Source organism: Niabella agricola, assembly GCF_021538615.1.
GTDB lineage: Bacteria > Bacteroidota > Bacteroidia > Chitinophagales > Chitinophagaceae > Niabella > Niabella agricola.
Genome location: NZ_JAJHIZ010000003.1, coordinates 3,545,409 through 3,565,109 on the forward strand (window position 1 = coordinate 3,545,409; position 19,701 = coordinate 3,565,109).

The following is a 19,701-nucleotide window of genomic DNA, read 5'->3' on the forward strand; positions in this document are numbered from 1 at the left end:
AATGACGTTTTAACAACGCATAAGCCGAAAGCCAGGGAGGACGTTCAAAACGTAACGTTCAAAGTCGGATCCGCTCAATTTTCGGATCTTATGATCTTTAGAGGATTAAGACTATTGGGCAGTAACGGCATCTCCATTTTCACATTTCCAAAAAATAGATCTTACTCTGTGTACTTATATCCCACGCCTCTTACCGAGTGGAAGAATTTGGGATTGCGGCTGTCCTTTTCAAAATACTTTCTGAAGTTCAGGATAAAATTGTCGATGGTTCGGGTGGTGGGATACACATTATAACCCCACACGGCCTGCAGGATCTTTTCGCGGGGTACTACCTCGTTCTTGTTTTCAATGAGGAGCTTTAACAGCATGGCTTCTTTCTTGCTCAGCTGGATCTTCCCGGCATACTTGGTTACGGCTTCCTGGGCCTTAAAATCGATGATATTGTCTCCAAAAGTGTAAGTGTTGCCTACAGTACTTTTATCCTGCAGTTTTTGATTTTTATTGATCAGCTTCTGTATGCGCAGCAGGAGCTCTTCAAGGTTAAAAGGCTTGGTGAGATAGTCATCGGCGCCTTTTTTCAGGCCCAGCACCTTATCATTGCTGGTATTTTTGGCGCTCAGCATGAGGATCGGAACCTCGTTATTCCCCAGGCGAATGGTTTCAGCAACAGCAATGCCGTCCATCTCCGGCAGCATAATATCCAGTATAACCAGGTCGAAGTATTCGTTTTTTATGGCGTCTATAGCTTGTACCCCATCAAAGGCGGAGGTAACGGCATAACCTTCCAGTTCCAGGTTTAATTTTAATGCTTCATGAAGGTTCTCTTCATCTTCCACTAATAAGATAGTAGCCGTTTTGTCTCCGTTCATAGTTTATTGTCTTTTATCGAACTACTAAGTATAAAACTTAACCGCAAAAGTACTCCCGTTCGGTTCATGATTTGTCACTGAAATGTCTGCATTGTGATCTTTGGCAATTTTATCACATAAATAAAGTCCCAGTCCGGTGCCCTGTTTTTTACGTGTAGACTCATTACCGATGCGGTAAAATTTTGTAAAGATCTTTTTTTTCTCTTCCTCGGGGATGCCCGGTCCTTCGTCGGTTACCGATACGATAACGGCCTGCGGTTGTTTGCTCAGACGGATAAAAACGGCTCCATCCTTAGAGCTGTATTTAAGCGCATTTTCAATAAGATTGTTGATCAGGATCTGCAGCAACAGGGGATCGCCCTTTATATCGGCATCCGGATCGATCACCGCTTCAAAGCGACGGTCGTGAAACCGTTTTTCGAATTCTGCTACCCGGTCGGCCAGCAGATTGGAAAGATCGAGGTCTTCCTTGCTGATCTTCCGGTCCTGTCCTTCCAGTTGCGCAGACACCAGGATATTGTTAGTGAGGAAATGAAGCCGCGCGGTTTCTTCCAGGGTCATCGCAATCAGCTTGCGTCGCTTATTTTCATCCAGGTTGTGTTTTAAAAGGGTTTCGAGGTTAAGGGTGGCTACGGCAATAGGGGTTTTTAACTCATGGGTTACGGCCATGGTAAAATTCTGCTGTTGTTGCTGCAGGCGGGCCTGCTGGGTAATATACCGGTAAATAAAGAGGGCGCCTACAAGGATTAATCCCAGGAATACGATGCCTTCTCCTGCATATTTGACCCGGTTACGCCGGTACTCATCCTGCAGACCGCTGAGCTGTTCTTTATAATGTGCCGAACGGGTATCAGGTTCAGCTATATTTAAATGCTCGATCTTTGACTGGTGGAGCCGGTTGTTCTGTTGTTCCAGGGAAATGAACCACCAAACCAGTGCAGCCAGGATATATACTACCAGTAAATAAAACAGAATGGTCGCCCTCCTTGAGTATCGTTTCCGTTTTTTTTCCATACTAATGCCGGGTTTCTGTGATTTTTTCAACGCCGATACCTGCATTTAACATAAAGAGCAGCGGATCGTCCTTCATCAGTTGGCTGATAGTAAACCGGTAGCGGTTCTTCTTTAAAACAACGGGTACGTTTAAACGGATCCGGTGATCGTAGAGATCATCAATATTGCTGCCGCCCCATTTTCCGGAAGGGGTTACCAGCGAGGCGTTTACCCGGAGGGTGGAAACAGGGTGGCCGGCGGTATCTTTAACGGAAATGGATGCTACAAGATTGTTATAGCGGTACTGCTGGGTATGACGCAGGATCAGGTAAAGCTGGTAAGAGGCAGAGTCGGTAATGTCCAGTTCAACGATAGCCGGGGATTTTTTTTTCCATTCATGCCGGGGGATATCTGCCACCCGCTCTCTTACCTCAATCTGTTTACAGGAGAAAACAACACTGGTGGAAATAATCAATAAAACAGAAACGAACCGATTCATCAGGGTACATTTTTGCAAATGTACTATTAATACGGCTGATATGCTGCTGCCGGAACCCTGAAAGCAGACCCAAACTCAGTGCGGATCAGATGCAACATCTGCATCGCGGAAGGTAGAATCGCTCCTGGAATTATAATACGTTCAGCACCTGTTCTTTTGCTTTCTCCAGTTCGTCCTTCATCATCACCACCAGTTTTTGAATGGAAGCATGATAGGCTTTGGAACCGGTGGTATTGATCTCCCGTCCTACCTCCTGCAGGATAAAGGAAAGTTTTTTCCCCTTGATGTCGGAATCTTCCTTAACAGTTTGCATAAAGTAGACGCAGTGATTTTTTAACCGCACCAGTTCTTCGGTAATATCGATCTTTTCAATGTAGTAAATCAGCTCCTGCTCCAGCCGGTTGGTGTCAAAATTTTCTTTCCCTACTTTTTCCTCCAGCAGTTTTACAATACCTTCCCGGATCATCTCTTTTCGGGAGGGGTCCAGTTTTTCTACTTCGGCCTGCAGTGCTTCAATGTTCCGGATGCGCCCGGTAAGCTCAGTTTCCAGGATCTGTCCTTCATTGGCGCGGTGCTGGTTCAGGTCGGCGATGGCGGCCTTTACCAGTTCGATAAAAACGGCAGCGTCTTCATCAGACAGCGTTTCGCTGGTTGGCGTAATCACCTCCGGAAGTTTGATCAGTGCATTCAGGATATTGGAAGTATCAATATTCAATTCACGCGAAAGTTCGGCAAGGGAATGGTAATATGCTTTCGCAAGATCAGTGTTAATGGTTACCGGTTTGGCATCTCCGGTATCCTTCAGGCTGATGCTGCATTCCACACTACCCCGGCTCAATCCTTCCGCCAGTGTTTTGCGGATATTAAACTCCTGCGACTTCAGTAATGCAGGCAGCCGTAAAGAGAGGTCGAACTGTTTACCATTTAGCGATTTGATGTCTACAAGAAAGGTTTTATTGCCAATCGTTTTTTCAGCGCGGCCAAAGCCGGTCATTGATTTGAACATAGCGTGATTTTTGTAAAGATAATTATTCGCGGCGTCTCTTATTAAAAATAAAAAGAAGCTGCAACAGCAGGATATGGTTCTTCTTTACATAAAAAAATCCCTTCGAAAGTGAAGGGATTATTTTATAAAGATGGGTTAGTAAGTATGAGAAATAAAATTTCTCACCACAATATTAATTATTATTTTGTCGATATAAAAATTATTTAGTACAAATTTTATTCACATTTTAAAATGACCTGTGGATATGTAGCGCCTGTTTCCGGATGATGGGATTGCCGTATAGAAAAGCAGGAGGATGTAATGCCAGTGTTTTGTTGCTGAACGTATCGCTGAAACATTGATGAATAAAGGGTTTCAGAGGGATTGTGTTTTTTTGCATGCCACTTGCAGATTGAAACCCTGCGGATGATTTGATGAAAAATAACCTGTTGGTTTTGCGTAAAATCGGGACTTAAAAATCTTTTGGAACGGCACGGAAAATTTTCGGGAATGTGAAAAACTTTGAGGTTTTGTATGGGAACAAAGAGTTACGCCTACCTTTGAAAAAAAAGATATGCGATTTGAAAATCCTGTTCCGCTTTCAGAAATAGCAACGTTGATCGCTGCAAGAATTGTTGGCGATCCCAACGCCACAGCAACGGGTATCAACGAGATTCACCAGGTGGAAAAAGGCGACCTTGTTTTTGTAGATCACCCTAAATATTACGATGCGGCTATTCATTCGGCAGCCAGTTACATCATCATTAATGCAGACCGGGAAGTGCCCGAAGACAAAGCGTTGCTGATTGTTGAAGAGCCGTTTGAGGCCTATCTGAAAATCGTATTCACCTTCCGCCCGTTCCGTCCTTCCTTGAGCCTGGTTGCCGCAACGGCGCAGATAGGACCGGGTACGGTTATTATGCCCAATGTATACCTGGGCAATCATGTTACCATTGGTGCCAATTGTGTCATCTACCCCAACGTAACCATTATGGACTATTGTACGGTTGGGGACGATGTAGTGATCCAAAGCGGAACGGTTATTGGCAGCGATGCCTTTTATTACAATAAAAAAACCAACCGCCCCGTCCATTATAAACGCATGACCAGTTGTGGCACCGTGGAAATAGAAACCGGTGTAGAAATTGGTGCGGGTTGTACCATCGACCGGGGAGTTACGGGTGTAACGCGGATCGGGGCCGGTACAAAAATGGATAACCTGGTGCATATCGGACACGACACCCTGGTGGGAAAAAATTGTTTATTTGCCGCCCAGGTCGGGATCGCCGGTGCATCTGTCATTGAAGATGAGGTGATCTTATGGGGCCAGGTGGGGGTAAGTAAAACATTGACCATCGGCAAAGGGGCGGTGGTCAATGCACAAAGTGGAGTGCCTTCTTCCCTGGAAGGCGGAAAGATTTATTTTGGCAGCCCGGCTGTTCCCGCACACGAGAAAAAGAAGGAACTGGTTTGGATTAAACGGATCCCGCAGATATGGGATCAGTTAAATAAAAGCGAATCATCCAGTTAGCAAAAAACTTAAGGATTCCTTTTGTACCCGCGTTCTGCTTCGTACCTTGCGGCTATGCAGGACTATTTAGCAGGATTGAATGAACGGCAGAAAGAAGCCGTATTACATATCGACGGCCCTTTAATGATCATCGCCGGAGCCGGTAGCGGAAAAACCAAGGTACTCACCACACGTATTGCCCACCTGATGGCAAAGGGTATAGATGCGTTTAATATACTGGCGCTCACATTTACCAACAAAGCGGCCCGGGAAATGAAAGAACGGATTGAGCGGATCCTGGGAAACAATGAAGCCCGCAATCTGTACATCGGAACCTTTCACAGTGTATTTGCAAGAATCCTCCGGTCGGAGGCACACCGCATCGGGTACCCCAACAGTTTTACTATTTACGATACGGATGACGCCAAAAGCGTGGTAAAAACCGTCATCAATGAAATGCAGCTGGATGATAAACTGTATAAGCCGGCAACGGTGTATAACCGAATCTCTTCGGCAAAGAACGCGCTGGTTAGCCCGATGGAGTATGCAACGGACTATCATATCCAGCAGGAAGACCTGCGGGCCAACCGCCCGGCCATCGCAAAGATCTATGATGCTTACTGCAAGCGCTGCTTTAAGAACGGAGCGATGGATTTTGATGACCTGCTGCTGAAGTTCTATGAGTTGTTAAAAAGCTTTCCGGAAGTGCTGAGCAAGTACCAGCATAAATTCCGGTACATAATGATTGATGAGTACCAGGATACCAACCCTGCGCAGTATGAAATCGTGAAACTGCTTGGAGCAATGCATGAAAATGTTTGCGTGGTGGGAGATGATGCGCAAAGTATTTATAGCTTCCGCGGAGCCACCATTCAGAACATCCTGCAGTTTCAGAAAGATTATGATGATGTAAAGGTGGTAAAACTGGAGCAGAACTACCGGAGCACCCAAACCATTATTCATGCAGCCAACGAAGTGATCCGGAATAATAAGGCCCAGATCCCGAAAGTACTGTTTACCGAAAATGCCAACGGGGAAAAGATCCGGATCGTTCGCACCATGACGGATAATGATGAAGGCAAATTTGTGGCCGACACGATCCAGGAACAGAAACTGCGCAATCATTTTTCCAATAAGGATTTTGCCATTTTATACCGTACCAATGCCCAGAGCCGCGCTTTTGAAGAAGCATTGCGACGTATGAATATCCCATATACAATGTACGGAGGCGTGAGCTTCTATCAGCGTAAGGAGGTAAAAGACCTGGTGGCATACCTGCGGTTGATTGTAAACAGCCGGGATGAAGAGGCGCTTAAAAGAATCATTAATTATCCCGTAAGAGGAATCGGGAAGACCACGATCGACCGGGTGCTGCTGCTGGCCAACACGCACCAGATCACCATGTGGGAAGTGCTGGAAAAAGCCGATCAACTGGGGTTCCGCGCCGGTACGTTGAGCGCGATCCAGGATTTTGTGGTAATGATCAAAAGCTTTTCCAGCATGTTGGAAAAACAGACCGCTTACGATGTAGCCTTTCACGTAGGAAAGCAAACCAACCTGGTGAAGGAGCTTTTTAATGATAAAAGTACTGAAGGGTTACAGCGTTATGAAAATATCCAGGAATTATTGAACTCTATTAAAGAATGGGTAGAAAGTCCGGATAATGAAGAAGGCGAGGTGATTGATAAGAGCCTGGGTGCCTACCTGCAGCAGATTACGTTGCTGACCGACTCCGATAATAAGGATCCGGATGCTGATACGGTAAAACTGATGACCATCCATGCGGCGAAGGGACTGGAATTTGCCTGTGTGTTTGCCGCCGGGCTGGAAGAGCAGCTGTTTCCCAATGCTATGGCTATTAATACGAGGGAGGAACTGGAGGAAGAGCGGCGGTTGTTTTATGTAGTGGTTACCCGGGCTAAAAACAAGCTATGGATCACCTATGCGAATACCCGTTACAAATTTGGATCCCTGGTACAAAATGAACCCAGCCGGTTCATTGAAGAACTGCCCAAGGATCATATCGACAATACCTACGCGGGGGGCGGCACCAAAATGCAAAGCTCTTTTGGATTTGGCAGCACCGGTTCCGTATATGAACGGATGAACGGGGGCGGGTGGAGTTCTGGCAATAGCGCTTTGTCGGCGGAAAAAAAATACGGTCCGCCGCCTGCAAAGAAAACGACTCCCGAATACCTGGGGCCCAAGCCGGAGCCCCGGAAGGTAGTAGAACATACGCCTTCGGTCGATTTTCAGGCAAGTGATATCAACGATATTGCCGTTGGACAAAAAGTGGAGCACCAGAAATTTGGGTTTGGCGAAGTACTGAAACTGGAGGGCAACCAGCATAACCGGATGGCGATCATCCGGTTTGATGTCAACGGAGAGAAGAAAATTCTCCTGAACTACGCCCGTCTCAAAATTTTATCCTGATTTTTTTCTTAATATTAGAAAAAAGCTTTATTCTTACTCCTTGATTATTAATTAAATAAAGTCAAGGCAATGATCATTGTATAAAATTTGGAATCAATTTACAATAATTGGAACAAGTTTTGCCCTCAATGAAACATTAACATTTAATGAACATTCTCCGGGATGGGACCAAATGGTAATTGAATCAAATGTTCGAATAAAGTCATGGATAACGAACGGGTTATATCATTTGATGATCACGGGTGTTATTTTTTAACATTGGAAACCGTTGATCTCACCGACATCTTTATCAGACCGGTGTACAAACAGATTATTGTGCATACCCTCAACCATTATATCAGCAGCAAAGGGTTGATTGTGTATGGCTGGTGCCTGATGCCCAGTAAATTATATATTATCTGCCAGGTACAAAAAAACACCTCCTTTAAAGATCTCAGAAAAGCATTTAAGCAATTCACAACAGAAAAAGTGATAGAGGCCGTATATAACGAGCCGGAAGAACGCCGGCAATGGCTGATTGAACATTTTCAGAAAAATTATGGGTTCCTGGGTGCCCAAAAAAAGCTCGAGGTATGGAAACGGGTAAAAGAAATGTTATCGATCGACCTGGCGCGTCCCGAGATTATGGCAGAGCACCTGGAGCTGCTTCACAACATTCCCGTACAGGAGCGGATTGTGCGGTACGCCTCGGATTTTATCTATAGCTCAGCATCGGATTATGAAACCGGCACGGAGGGACTGGTAAAGATCGCCCGGCTAAGTGCCGTGGAGCAAGCCCTGGACGATATTGAAAACCGCAAAAGCATGTTTAAGACAAAATTTAGTCGCCGATAAAAAATATCAGCGGTTAATCAAATATTTTTGCCGGGTTCGTTAGAACCCGGCAAGTTTTTTTATGGCAGTCAGAAAAAAAAGAAGGCGGAAGAAAAAAGGTATGTCGTACCAGTGGAAACTGGTATTATCCCTGCTCGTGCTGGCCTTATTGATAGGAGGACTTTTTGTACTGGACTGGAGCCGGCGGTTTGAGCTGGAAGTAAAGCGGTATCCCGAGTTTGGGATTGAAATCCCGGTAGACTACTCCCTTCATGGCATCGATGTGTCGCGATATCAAAAGCGCATCAACTGGGAGGAAGTAAAGGCCATGGACATACAGCATATCCGCATTAGCTTTGCATTTATCAAGGCTACGGAAGGAGAAAAGGACCTGGATCTGCAGTTTAAGCGTAACTGGAAGAATGCTCGTCAAACCGGGTTGCCCATTGGCGCCTACCATTTTTTTATCCCTTCCAGGGACCCGGTAAAGCAGGCGGTAAACTTTATTAAAAATGTAAGGCTGAAGCCCGGCGATCTGCCGCCCGTGCTCGATGTAGAACAAACCAATAACCTTCCGGCTCCGGTAATCCAGGCCCGTTCAAAAGCATGGCTGCAACTGGTGGAACAACATTACGGAGTTAAGCCTGTAGTCTATACCAATGCTGATTTTTATGAAAAATACCTTGGAAAGGCTTTTGACGAGTATCCCTTATGGGTGGCACACTACTATGAAAAGCGAAAGCCACGTATAAAACGCAACTGGGCTTTATGGCAGCACAATGACGCGGGACATGTGAACGGGATCGACGCAAACGTAGACTTTAATGTCTTTAACGGCGACTCTGTTACTTTTCGTGCTTTTTTGATCCAATAACCGGCAGCCCTGCTTTTGCTAAGGATTGCAGCAGCTATTTTTTTGCGTTCGCATTTACATATTGTGTCACCTGCGATACCTGGAGATCATTGAGCTTGGCCTTTTTTACCATTGAATTCAGGATCGGTTTCCATTCATCCTGCGTCCAGTCGGCCACATTTTTTGCCTTATGGCATTTCGTGCACTTTATTTCGTAAATAGCCTTTCCGGCCACCAGCGGATTGCTGGAACTGAAGTCTGCGGTATCCGCCTTATTGCCGGCAACCGGCTCAACCGGCCTGTTGGGTATGGTTGGCGCGGCTTTGCGGTTACAACTGAAAATAACAACAGCGGATACAAAAAACAGACCTGCTAATTTCTTCATATATTCTGGAATGGTTTATGCAATATTAATCATAAGCCATTAAAAAATAAAAAACCTCCTGTTAAAAGGAGGTTTACTTTTATAAGACAGTGGTTGTTATTTTTTTGCATTGGCGTATACATAAGCCGAAACCTGCTCGATCTCTTCCTTGCTCAGCTTGGCCTTTTTAGTCATGGAGGCCAATATCGGTCTTAATTCTTCATACGATTTGGAGGCAACAGCTTTATCTTTTGCTCCGTGGCACTTGGTACATTTTGTAGTAAAGATCGTATGACCGGCATCAATGGTAGCCTGGTTACTGCTAACACTGGAAGCCTCTGGAATGATAGCGTCTGTAGTGGTTGGCGACGCTTTGGGGGTACAGGCAACAGCCGCTACCAGGGCAATGTATGCACAAAGAATTATCTTTTTCATAAACGATTGTTTTCATAAAATTAGCAATAAATAAGCCAACTTACAATTCCATGACAATTATTTTTTGAGGTTAAGCCTGAAATCGGGTGCCGGTATGATCAAACCTTTACAGGGCTTTTAGATGCTCCTGGGGTTTGAGGAGTAGGAGCGGTACTCCTTTATCCAGTGGAGAAAGCCAAAAATGACGATGCCGGTAAAGATGAGGTACTCCAGGCTATAGAACCGGATACCTTTTACATAATAAAGCACCGTAGCGGCAATGTCTACCAACAGCCAGATGATCCAGCACTCGATTTTTTTCTGAATCATGTAAAAAGTAGCCAGGATGCTCATGATCATGATAAAGGAATCTGCAAAAGGAAAGGAGCTGGGTGCAGAGAAAATTTTAGGAAACCATTCATGCAGACGGCCTGCAAAATTTCCCAGTAGGAACGTGCCGGCTCCGGCCAGCAGAATGGTGCGTGTTAACTGTGCCGGTTTCATAAAACTAACTTTCAGTTGTTTTTTAGTATCTGCTTCAAACACCCGGGGATGCGCCCAGCGCCACCAGCCCATGATATTGGTAATAAGAAAAAAGACCTGCAGCAGCATATCCGGATACAGGTGTACCTGGTAGTACAGCAAGAAGGAAAGGATCACATTTACGATGCCTACGGGCCAACTGATGATATGTGCGCGGGCAGAAAGCCAGGTGGCTGCAAGACCGCTCAGCACTCCAAAAAATTCAAGGTAACTCATGGAATATCCCAGTACCCGAAAGAGCTCGGTTTGGATGTCAAAAATATGTTTCAGTGTGATTGTGTTTTATGTGATCACTTTCATGCCAGGTAAACTTTACATATCGGCAAAATCTGCTGCTCATACAACCTGAAGATAATGCATTCTCAAATATGTCGGGTCGCTGCCCGGGGTTCCAGACGGTAATCCTGGAACAGGAATGCCCGACCGCTAGCTGGCAGTATGATAACAAATAAAAAAAACGTCAATTTTGAATTGACGTTTTTTAAAAACGAGACTTAAATGCTATATCTGCAATGGCTTATTTTGTAATTGCTTCTTTTCCGAAATACGGCACCAACACCCTGGGCAGCCGGATTTGATCGCCCTGCTGATTATTTTCCAGCAAACAGGCTACGATACGCGGCAATGCCAGTGCGCTGCCGTTAAGTGAATGAACCAGCTGGGTTTTACCATTCTCGTCTTTGAAGCGGATCTTCATCCGGTTGGTTTGATAGGCCTCAAAGTTAGAAGTGGAGCTTACTTCCAGCCAGCGTTCCTGGGCGGCGCTGTATACTTCAAAATCGTACGTAAGCGCAGAGGTGAACGACATATCTCCGCCGCAAAGTCGCAGGATGCGGTAGGGCAGTTCCAGGCTTTGCAGTAGTTTTTCTACGTGGGCCACCATTTCTTCCAGTGCTCCATAGCTTTTGTCGGGATGAGTAAGTTGTACGATCTCTACTTTTTCAAACTGGTGTACCCGGTTAAGACCGCGCACATCTTTACCAAAGCTGCCGGCCTCACGTCGGAAGCAGGGGGAGTAGGCCGTCATCTTCACCGGTAATTGTTCCGGTTTCAGAATCGTGTCGCGGTAAATATTCGTTACCGGGACCTCGGAAGTGGGGATCATATAAAAATTATCCGCGGGCATATGATACATCTGCCCTTCTTTATCGGGCAACTGTCCCGTACCGTAGGCCGAGGCTTCATTAACCATAAACGGGGGAAGGTATTCCGTATAACCTGCCGCTATGTTCTCGTTCAGGAAATATTGAACCAGTGCACGTTGTAACCGGGCTCCCTGGCCTTTATACAAGGGGAAGCCACTGCCGGTTATTTTGGCGCCGGTTTCAAAATCAACCAGGTCAAATGTTTTGATCAGATCCCAATGCGGTACCGCATCGGCGCCCAGTACAGGCCTGGTACCGTTTTCCCGTACCACTTCGTTGTCTTCCGCGCTATGCCCCGGAGGAACCAGGGGTGCGGGCAGGTTTGGCAGCAGTACCAGTTTTTCCTGCAGCTCTTTTTCTGTTTGGGCCAGCTGTTCACTGATGGGCTGTAGTTTTTGCTTGGCGGCGGCTACCTCTGCTTTTTTTGCTTCGGCGGCTTCTTTATCGCCCTTAGCCATTAGCTGACCGATGGCTTTTGAAGCACTGTTGATTAGGGATTGCGTGGTATCAAACTCAAGCTGCGATTTTTTACGTTGATCGTCCAGCGAAATGATTTCATCCACCAGTCCAAGCTCTTTAAAGTTCTTTACTGCCAGCCGCTGTTTAACAGCTTCTGTGTCCTGTCGTAATACCTGTAATTGCAACATGCTTCAAAAAAATTTTTGCAAAGATAAATGTTTGTTGTTTGAGCGGTCTGCAGTTAGTTATCAGTGCTTAGCTTTTAGCCCGGGAATCCGGAATATAGAGCTTCCCGATGCAGCACGCTGAAGGCAGAAAGCTGGATGCTCGAATCAGAAATCTCAGATCATAAACCAAATAATTTAATAATTTTGCGCGTTATGCAATTACAAAAGAATAAACCGGTTGCCACCTGGTTGTTTATCGGCGCCGGAATGCTCATCATACAGGTTTTGTTAGGCGGACTTACAAGACTTACCGGTTCCGGGCTTTCTATTACCGAATGGCAACCGATCCTGGGCGCCCTGCCACCAATGAACGAACAGGCCTGGAATGAGGCGTTTGAAAAGTATAAACAGATCGCGCAATTTAAATACATCCATAATCATTTTACCCTGTCGGATTTTAAGGGCATCTATTTCTGGGAATGGCTGCACCGCGATTGGGCGCGGCTGATCGGTATTGTATTCCTGATCCCTTTTATATGGTTTATTGTAAAAAAGAAAATAGACCGCAGTATGCTGGGGCCTATGATCATCCTCTTTTTTCTGGGTGGCCTGCAGGGGGCTATCGGCTGGATCATGGTCAGCAGCGGCGTGGGTACCGACCTGGTGTATGTAAGCCATATACGCCTGGCTGTGCATTTCCTGGCCGCCCTGCTGTTGTTGTGTTATGTGGTTTGGTTTGCGTTGAAATTAACCGTAAGGGAAGATCAGGTCGCAACCGATAACAGCATACGCCATTTTAATATCCTGCTGCTGGCCGTAATTACCTTACAGCTGATCTATGGCGCCTTTATGGCTGGCACGCATGCGGGTAAAGCGTCCATTACCTGGCCCACCATCAACGGCAGCATGATCCCTTCTGCATCGATGCTGACTGAAGGCGGTTTTTGGAGCGATATCACCCACAACCTGATTACCATTCAATTTATCCACCGTGGACTGGCCTACCTGATCACGGTACTGATGGTGGTTTTCACCCTGCGATTGATCAGGCTTCCAAAGTTTACATTACTGTATAAAATCCGTTTCCTGCCCATGGCTCTGGTACTGGTACAGGTAGTACTGGGCATACTGGCATTGATGAACTACCTTACCCCGGGAAAACTACTGCTCAGCATTCTTCACCAACTCGTAGGCATGCTGCTGCTGGTTTGTATGGTAGTTACCCTGTTTTTGGTAAGGAAGGCGGCGGTGCTGCAAACAAAAACAGCCATGGGTGTACCAACGACTGTTTCCTGAGTTTCTTTATTTTCCGCCAAGCAGTTCCTGTTGTAACGCTTTCAGCTCTTCCCATTTCTCAGCGGCGGCCAATTTCGCCTGTTTGGGCCAGCTTTTGGGATCGTGCATTGCAAATTTGCTTCCGGCAGCGTCCAGAACACCCTTTAATTTCTTGATGGTGGCTTTGGAAAGGTCTTTAAAGTTTTGAATGCCTTCCTGTTCCAGCAACTTTGCAATGGCAGGGCCGATCCCTTCAATCTTTGTAAGATCATTCTTCACCACTTCGGCTACTTTTTTTGCTGTCCTGGCAGCAGCTTTGGGTGCTTTATCTGCGGCCTTGGTCTTTGTCTTTTTTTCTGCCGGCAGACCCGCCTCAACGGTAATCACCGAATTGTCGATGCCGAAATGATGCTTATGTACATAACCCTGGGCTTCCCAGTCATTTACCCAGCGGCCGTCGCTTAACAAAAACCGGTATTCATAGGTTTGCCCGGGCTCCAGCTTTACTTTTGCCTTTAACGTACCGTCTTTATGAGGCTTTAAGGCAATAGCCTTATCAATATCCCAGTTATTAAAATCTCCTAGCAGAACAGCCGAGTTTGCGGTTCCAAGCGCCTCGCCGGGGAGCGAGAATACGACATCCTTCATATTCAATAAAATTTATATAAAACACAAAAATAGCGATTCCCAGGGGATTTTTGGGAAGGAATTCTCCATTTATCGATAAGTTTATGAGTCTTATGAGGTTATATTTAAGCAAGGCGCATTATCTTTAAAACTGATTTCGTAACGGTTTAAATTTTGACATGAAAAAGATAGCCCTATTATTATTGCTGCTGGTGGTAGTGACCACTGCCGGTGCCGCCAGGCCAAAGATCCTCGTTTTTTATAAAACGGCGGGTTTTTACCACCAGTCCATAGAAGCCGGTCTGCCGGCAATCTATAAACTGGGTACTGATCATGGTTTTTCGGTAGACAGTACAAAGGATTCCGGAGCATTTACGGAGGCCAACCTGAAAAAATATGCTGCCATCGTTTTTCTGAGCACCACGGGTACGCTATTTGATGCGGCGCAGCAAACAGCGCTTCAGGATTATGTGCACAAGGGTGGGGGAATCGTCGGCATTCATGCAGCCACTGACGCAGAGTATGAGTGGCCCTGGTATAATCAGATGATGGGTGCCTGGTTTCTGAGTCACCCCAAACAGCAGACCGCCACATTGAATGTTACCGACAGAACCCATATCAGCACCAGGCATCTTCCGGCGCAATGGATCCGTAAGGATGAATGGTACAATTTTAAAAACCTGAATAAGGACGTAAAGGTACTGATCACGATCGATGAGAACAGCTATGAAGGCGGCAAGAACGGTGCCTTCCATCCTATGGCCTGGTACCACAATTTTGAAGGTGGCCGGGTTTTTTATACGGAACTGGGGCATGTGAATGAATCATATACTGACCCGTTGTTCCTGGAACATATTTTAGGCGGTATCCGGTATGCTATGGGAAAGAATAAAAAATGGAAATAACCTGCCGCTGCTATTGCGACACCTGTTATCAAGACAAACAAGATGTTTACCAATCTTATTAAAAACCTGGAGGGATATCTTCATTTTAATGAAGAAGAACTGGCTTTTCTGACTGCGGATATGGAAGTAAGAACAGTGCGGAAAAACGAAAAAGTAAGCCGTGTGGGCGAAATCGCTAACCATGTTTATTACATTGATAAAGGATTGATCCGATTTTATCATGAGATCGGAGGAAAAGAGCATACATACAAGATCTTTCGGGAGAATATGTGGGCCAGCGATTACGCAGCCTTTCTGACCCGTTCAAAATCGATGATGCATATAGAAGCGTTGGAAGATACGGTGCTGATTCAACTTCATTACGACCATATGCAGAAAGGATATGAGCGGGCGAAGGTATTTGAGCGTTTTGGGCGCAAGATGGCGGAATCACTTTTTTTGATCACCGTGCAGCGAACACTGGATATAATGGTTAAATCGCCCGAAACCCGCTACCTGGAACTGGTAGAGCACGACGCGGAGATCATCCGCCGGGTGCCTTTAAAATATATCGCTTCCATGTTGGGAATCGAACCGGAAAGCCTTAGCCGGATCCGGAAGCGGACCTCCCGTCTTCAACCAAAAGCATAAACCACCAGTTCGTACTGATGCTCCGGAGGACTATCCCGCAAGTGATGCTTCCAGTTGCTGCCGGATATGATACAGGGAGGCTTCCTGTTTTTTGGGCAGGAAGATTGTTAACACCCCATCCTGGTACCGGATGTTGATACAGGCCGTATCCACAAGACCATTCAGATGTAAACTGCGTTCAAAATCCCTTACGGGAAATTCCTGTTTCAGAAATTCTACAACAGCATCATCTTCGTCACGGCTGCCGGTAATGACCAGGGTGTCATTGATGATCTGTGTGCGGATGTTTTCTTCCGGGTATCCCGGCACATATGCCGTTAACCGGTAGCAATCGTCCCGTTCTTCGATATTGATGGGCACATTATATTTGGGTCTTCTATAGTCCTGTATGTACATAAAGAGAGGGGTTTTATTGTTTGATTTAGTACCTGATCCGGCTATTCCTCGCCAGGAAAGCGCCGCCACTGGCCGCAGCGTTGCCGCCATGCTTCCCGGAACTCCTTTCGTTCATCCTCACTCATATTCCGGAATTTCTGGCGGAGACGCTCCGACGGGCCCTTATGATGATGTTTTCCGGGACCAACTCCAAAAAGGATCTTGGAAAGCACCAGCAATCCTACTGCCTGCCAGTAGCTGATGTGTTTCGTGTTCAGCAGATCGGGCAATATGGCATTCCATAAAAGCATTACGATCCATCCAAACAGGAGGACGGCCAGTAATCCCAGCAGCACAAACAAAAAAACACGGGGCCGTCTGCCTTTTCTTCCATAATTCATAATAATGTTATTTAATAGTTCATTAATTCATCATATAAATACTGCAGCCGGTTGCGCAGGTGCAATACCGCATACCGCTTCCGGCTGATGATGGTTTTTAAATTTTCGCCGGCTGCATCGGCAATTTCCTGTAAGGTTTTTTCCTCCAGCTCGTTCAAAATAAAAACATCGCGCTGATTTGCAGGCAACTCCTCCAGGGCCGCAAACAGTTCTTCCCAGAACAATTTTTTAATGTCTGCCAGTTCCGGATCATTGTCCAGCGTAAAAAACAGTTCGCGGAATTGAAGTTCGCCCTCCTCATTCTCGTACTGGAAATCATCGATCCGGTTGTCTTTCTTCTTCCGGTATTTATCCGTGATTTTATTGCGGGCCACTTTAAACAGCCAGCCGCTGACCTGCTCAATGGTTTGGGTGGCTGTGGCATTGGTGTACTGGTACCAGACATCCTGCAAAATATCTTCCGCATCTGCATCGGTGTTTACGTTTTTACGGATAAAACCAAAGAGACGTTTACCGTATTCCTTTACGGTCTGGATGACGTTTTGCTTCCTTTCTTCCGCCAATATTGCCAGTTTTTGCTCCTGCATTAGAAAGATAAGACGAATGGGCGGATAAATTACTTTAAAAAAAAGCCCTGGTTTTTATTTTTTTGCAGAAAAAGTACCGCTGGCCGGCATTTCGTCGGAAATATTCCGGCAGAAAACCTGGTTTAGGATGTAAAACCGGCGGGTTTAATAAATTTGCGCTTGTTTTAACAACCGGAGACCGATAATACTTCCGTCTTTCAATCTTACGTGTGGGAGACTGGGGATCGCGTCTATTCAAACAATAAAAATGGTGCAAAGTAATTTTTTCCAGGTAGATAATGAAACACCGTGGCAGGACGCCGGGCCGGGAGCACAGCGGCAGGTATATGGTTTTGATGACAACCTGATGCTGGTAAAAGTGCAATTTGAAAAAGGTGCAGTGGGAGCAATGCATACACACCCCCATTCGCAGGCGAGCTACGTAGCGAGCGGGGCCTTTGAATTGATCATCGGCGATCAAAAGAAAGTGGTGGGGGCCGGCGACGGTTTTTATGTGCCTCCGCATGTACTGCATGGATGTACCTGCCTGGAAGCGGGCATGCTGATCGATGCATTCAGTCCGCGCCGGGAAGATTTTCTCTAAAACAATACCACGGTTGCCGGGTTATTTTTGCAGCAGGGTCTGCCGGACCTTTCTTCTTTTTCCGGATAGTACATGTTATCGTTTTTCCAAAGGCTGTTGCTAATCTTCCGGATATCTTCTGCTAAGGCTTTGCCCAAAACAGACGGGGGCTATTGGTTTTATAATAGGTTAACGTAACACCTGTGGCCATATTTGTGGATTCTTTTTTTTGCGGAGATTGCTCAATGCCATCTAATGGAAGTAATTCCACATAAGTGACCGTTTTTCCCTTTTTCCAGGTTTCGGTGTCAGATTCACTAACAAGCGGCGTTTGCAGGCGGTATAAGTTTTTTGCCATGTAACCTTCGAGATATCCTTCTTTTGTCTGCAGGCTTTTGCGATTCCAGTTGGCGTCTGCATTCAATACCAGGGGGTGTGCGTTAACCAATCGTTCTCTGACTTCCTGTATTCCTAAAAGATTTCCTTTTTCATCCATCACATAGGCGTCAAAGGTCGGATCGATCCATATCCACTTATCCAGCTCCTTACTGAATACCATATTGATTACATGGCAATCATCAAATTTTGTTTCTTTGGGCATGCACGTTATATATCTCGATTTTATGCCTATCGACAGGTAACATTCGTTAAGAATGGTTGCCAGCATCCTGCAATTCACGCCCCGGCTTTCGGCTTTACAGGTGTTGATCAAATCTATGGCGTTTTTCAGGACAGGGTTATTACTGCCGCCATCATGCTTAACCAGATTATGTACCCAATGCAGGAGATTGAAGATCCGGGATAATTCACTGCCCTTTCCGGCCACCGAATCTAATTGCAGGTGCTCACGGATTTTCTTTAAGTTGGGGTTGTCTGCAGATTGATACGTGAAGGGGGGAATGAAACGATGGTCTTCAGCATTATATTCCCCGGCGGCTTTTAATAGATCAAGTCTTGAGGGTTGGTACCGGATTCGTGTTTTTGCTGAATCCTTCCCGTTTAGCAAAATCACAAAGTCGCATTGTTGCTGAGGGCCAATGGTAAAAGAGATTGAGTCAATATCCGTATAAAAAGTTACCTGTTTTGCGGAAGTGGTATACACATCCAATGGCTTCTCCGGAACGACGCGCCATACTTTTTTTGCCAGTTTATCATCATTCCTGATATCAACACTGGCAGAAGTTGCTTTTATTACCGGCAGTGCTTTTTGTGCAAGGGCCGCCGGGGTTAAGAAAATCGAATACAGTAATACAAGGGTTTTTGCTTTCATTGTACATTTTTTCAGGTACAAATATAAACGCCGGGTATAACGGCCACATTGGCCGGTTGTGTATTTGGATGCTTTTTATGTGAATCTGTATCATTCGCCCATGATATCACCTTCCTTCCATTCGTGCTTCCATCTGCGATGGCTCCAGAGCCACATATCCGGGCTCCTGCGGATGGTAGCTTCCAGGAATTGCACAAATTTTTTTGTAAGTTGGGTTTCATTCACATTGGCTTTGGGATGTTCGTCTGCTACTGTAAAAGTAACCTTGTAATAGCCCCGTTTCCTGCGTGCAATGGAGGCGAATATGACAACAGCATCATTGGTAATGGCGCCTTTTGCTGGTCCAACAGTAAAGGCTGTTTTCCTGTTGAAGAAGTTATACCACCGTGCATTCTTTAAATGTCCCGGGCTTTGGTCGGCAACAAGGCCCAGGCAGTAGAGGGCTTTGCGGTAAGGTAAAAATTCACGGGTCATGTGATGTGCGCTCAGGAGCACGGCCCCGCTGCGGGAACGTAGTTTTTTAAATACCCGGTTCAGCGGTTTGCTGCTAATGGGCATATATACACCGAGGAAGGTATGCCGGATCTTACGTACGATCTGTACATTGCCCCATTCCCAGTTAAACGTATGCCCCAGGATCAATTGTACACTCCGGTTCTGGTCATAGTAACGGTCTACCACTTCCCAGTTTCCGGTAAAGCGCTTTTCAAAAAAAGCATCCGGTGCAGAAAGCAGCTTCACTGTTTCTACAAAGGAATCGATGAATTTATGGTAAAAATCTTTAGCGATCCGCTTCCGTTCTTCCATCGTTTTTTCGGGAAAGGCGATGGCCAGGTTGTCCATAACCACTTTTTTCCGGTATTCGATGAGATAGTAAACTACGGCATAAAAAAAGTCCGACAACAGGTATAATACCGGCAGCGGAAGCAGGGAGCATAGATACAAAAATCCGTAAACAATATAATACATTAAATACTAATACTAAATCCCCAAATCTTAAATACTAAATCTCAAGTCTCAAG

General features: G+C 45.8%; 22 protein-coding genes. 8 read left to right on the forward strand and 14 right to left on the reverse strand.

What is annotated here, in order from left to right; translation table 11 throughout:
* Window positions 1-161: 161 nt before the first annotated feature.
* From LL912_RS20200 to LL912_RS20215, 4 genes are all read right to left on the reverse strand, one after another.
* Window positions 162-869 carry a response regulator transcription factor gene (locus LL912_RS20200; protein ID WP_235555420.1) on the reverse strand — a complete coding sequence of 236 codons (708 nt, stop codon included), beginning with the start codon at window positions 867-869 and terminating at the stop codon, window positions 162-164.
* Window positions 870-893: 24 nt separating this feature from the next.
* Complete coding sequence (locus LL912_RS20205; protein ID WP_235555421.1) at window positions 894-1,883, reverse strand: sensor histidine kinase; 990 nt, start codon at window positions 1,881-1,883, stop codon at window positions 894-896.
* Window position 1,884: 1 nt separating this feature from the next.
* Window positions 1,885-2,361 (reverse strand): gliding motility lipoprotein GldH, encoded by a 477-nt coding sequence (locus tag LL912_RS20210; protein ID WP_235555422.1) that lies wholly within the window; start codon window positions 2,359-2,361, stop codon window positions 1,885-1,887.
* 130 nt (window positions 2,362-2,491) lie between these two features.
* A complete protein-coding gene (locus LL912_RS20215; RefSeq protein WP_235555423.1) occupies window positions 2,492-3,367 on the reverse strand; it encodes a YicC/YloC family endoribonuclease in 876 nt (291 codons plus the stop codon).
* 553 nt (window positions 3,368-3,920) lie between these two features.
* Between LL912_RS20215 and LL912_RS20220 the strand changes: the two genes are divergently transcribed.
* The 4 genes from LL912_RS20220 (at window position 3,921) to LL912_RS20235 (ending at window position 8,976) form a co-directional block, all read left to right on the forward strand.
* Window positions 3,921-4,877, forward strand: coding sequence for a UDP-3-O-(3-hydroxymyristoyl)glucosamine N-acyltransferase (locus LL912_RS20220; protein WP_235555424.1), 957 nt, complete (start codon window positions 3,921-3,923; stop codon window positions 4,875-4,877).
* Window positions 4,878-4,931: 54 nt separating this feature from the next.
* Window positions 4,932-7,289: an ATP-dependent helicase gene (locus tag LL912_RS20225; protein WP_235555425.1), complete on the forward strand. Its 2,358-nt coding sequence runs from the start codon at window positions 4,932-4,934 to the stop codon at window positions 7,287-7,289.
* 258 nt (window positions 7,290-7,547) lie between these two features.
* Complete coding sequence (locus tag LL912_RS20230) at window positions 7,548-8,123, forward strand: hypothetical protein (RefSeq protein WP_235555426.1); 576 nt, start codon at window positions 7,548-7,550, stop codon at window positions 8,121-8,123.
* Between the two features lie 61 nt (window positions 8,124-8,184).
* Complete coding sequence (locus LL912_RS20235) at window positions 8,185-8,976, forward strand: glycoside hydrolase family 25 protein (protein ID WP_235555427.1); 792 nt, start codon at window positions 8,185-8,187, stop codon at window positions 8,974-8,976.
* Window positions 8,977-9,010: 34 nt separating this feature from the next.
* On the opposite strand, the gene LL912_RS20240 is transcribed toward LL912_RS20235, so the two are convergent.
* The 4 genes from LL912_RS20240 to serS form a co-directional block, all read right to left on the reverse strand.
* Window positions 9,011-9,340, reverse strand: a complete 330-nt coding sequence (locus tag LL912_RS20240) for a c-type cytochrome (protein WP_235555428.1) — start codon at window positions 9,338-9,340, stop codon at window positions 9,011-9,013.
* Window positions 9,341-9,436: 96 nt separating this feature from the next.
* Entirely contained in the window at window positions 9,437-9,754 is a 318-nt protein-coding gene (locus LL912_RS20245; protein WP_235555429.1) for a c-type cytochrome, read from the reverse strand.
* A gap of 117 nt (window positions 9,755-9,871) precedes the next feature.
* Window positions 9,872-10,492, reverse strand: coding sequence for a nicotinamide riboside transporter PnuC (pnuC, locus tag LL912_RS20250; protein WP_235555430.1), 621 nt, complete (start codon window positions 10,490-10,492; stop codon window positions 9,872-9,874).
* 301 nt (window positions 10,493-10,793) lie between these two features.
* Window positions 10,794-12,068, reverse strand: a complete 1,275-nt coding sequence (gene serS / locus LL912_RS20255) for a serine--tRNA ligase (RefSeq protein ID WP_235555431.1) — start codon at window positions 12,066-12,068, stop codon at window positions 10,794-10,796.
* A 192-nt stretch (window positions 12,069-12,260) separates the two neighbouring features.
* Between serS and LL912_RS20260 the strand changes: the two genes are divergently transcribed.
* On the forward strand, window positions 12,261-13,343 hold the full coding sequence (locus LL912_RS20260) for a COX15/CtaA family protein (RefSeq protein WP_235555432.1): 1,083 nt from the start codon (window positions 12,261-12,263) through the stop codon (window positions 13,341-13,343).
* A gap of 6 nt (window positions 13,344-13,349) precedes the next feature.
* Here the strand turns inward: LL912_RS20260 and LL912_RS20265 are convergent, their stop codons facing one another.
* On the reverse strand, window positions 13,350-13,970 hold the full coding sequence (locus LL912_RS20265) for a helix-hairpin-helix domain-containing protein (protein WP_235555433.1): 621 nt from the start codon (window positions 13,968-13,970) through the stop codon (window positions 13,350-13,352).
* Between the two features lie 158 nt (window positions 13,971-14,128).
* Between LL912_RS20265 and LL912_RS20270 the strand changes: the two genes are divergently transcribed.
* Together LL912_RS20270 and LL912_RS20275 are read left to right on the forward strand one after the other, a co-directional pair.
* Window positions 14,129-14,854, forward strand: coding sequence for a ThuA domain-containing protein (locus LL912_RS20270; protein WP_235555434.1), 726 nt, complete (start codon window positions 14,129-14,131; stop codon window positions 14,852-14,854).
* 42 nt (window positions 14,855-14,896) lie between these two features.
* Window positions 14,897-15,484 carry a Crp/Fnr family transcriptional regulator gene (locus LL912_RS20275; protein ID WP_235555435.1) on the forward strand — a complete coding sequence of 196 codons (588 nt, stop codon included), beginning with the start codon at window positions 14,897-14,899 and terminating at the stop codon, window positions 15,482-15,484.
* A 30-nt stretch (window positions 15,485-15,514) separates the two neighbouring features.
* Here the strand turns inward: LL912_RS20275 and LL912_RS20280 are convergent, their stop codons facing one another.
* Genes LL912_RS20280 through LL912_RS20290 form a run of 3 tightly spaced genes read right to left on the reverse strand, consistent with a single transcriptional unit; the run spans window position 15,515 to window position 16,847 of the window.
* Window positions 15,515-15,880 carry an Hsp20/alpha crystallin family protein gene (locus LL912_RS20280; protein WP_235555436.1) on the reverse strand — a complete coding sequence of 122 codons (366 nt, stop codon included), beginning with the start codon at window positions 15,878-15,880 and terminating at the stop codon, window positions 15,515-15,517.
* A gap of 41 nt (window positions 15,881-15,921) precedes the next feature.
* Window positions 15,922-16,260, reverse strand: a complete 339-nt coding sequence (locus tag LL912_RS20285; protein ID WP_235555437.1) for a myeloid leukemia factor — start codon at window positions 16,258-16,260, stop codon at window positions 15,922-15,924.
* A gap of 11 nt (window positions 16,261-16,271) precedes the next feature.
* Window positions 16,272-16,847, reverse strand: a complete 576-nt coding sequence (locus LL912_RS20290; RefSeq protein ID WP_235555438.1) for an RNA polymerase sigma factor — start codon at window positions 16,845-16,847, stop codon at window positions 16,272-16,274.
* A gap of 247 nt (window positions 16,848-17,094) precedes the next feature.
* Here LL912_RS20290 and LL912_RS20295 point away from each other — a divergent pair, with 247 nt between their 5' ends.
* Window positions 17,095-17,430, forward strand: coding sequence for a cupin domain-containing protein (locus LL912_RS20295; RefSeq protein ID WP_235555439.1), 336 nt, complete (start codon window positions 17,095-17,097; stop codon window positions 17,428-17,430).
* A gap of 121 nt (window positions 17,431-17,551) precedes the next feature.
* On the opposite strand, the gene LL912_RS20300 is transcribed toward LL912_RS20295, so the two are convergent.
* Both LL912_RS20300 and LL912_RS20305 read right to left on the reverse strand, forming a co-directional pair.
* On the reverse strand, window positions 17,552-18,679 hold the full coding sequence (locus LL912_RS20300; RefSeq protein WP_235555440.1) for a transglutaminase-like domain-containing protein: 1,128 nt from the start codon (window positions 18,677-18,679) through the stop codon (window positions 17,552-17,554).
* Window positions 18,680-18,769: 90 nt separating this feature from the next.
* Window positions 18,770-19,648, reverse strand: coding sequence for a lysophospholipid acyltransferase family protein (locus LL912_RS20305; protein ID WP_235555441.1), 879 nt, complete (start codon window positions 19,646-19,648; stop codon window positions 18,770-18,772).
* Between the last annotated feature and the right edge of the window lie 53 nt (window positions 19,649-19,701).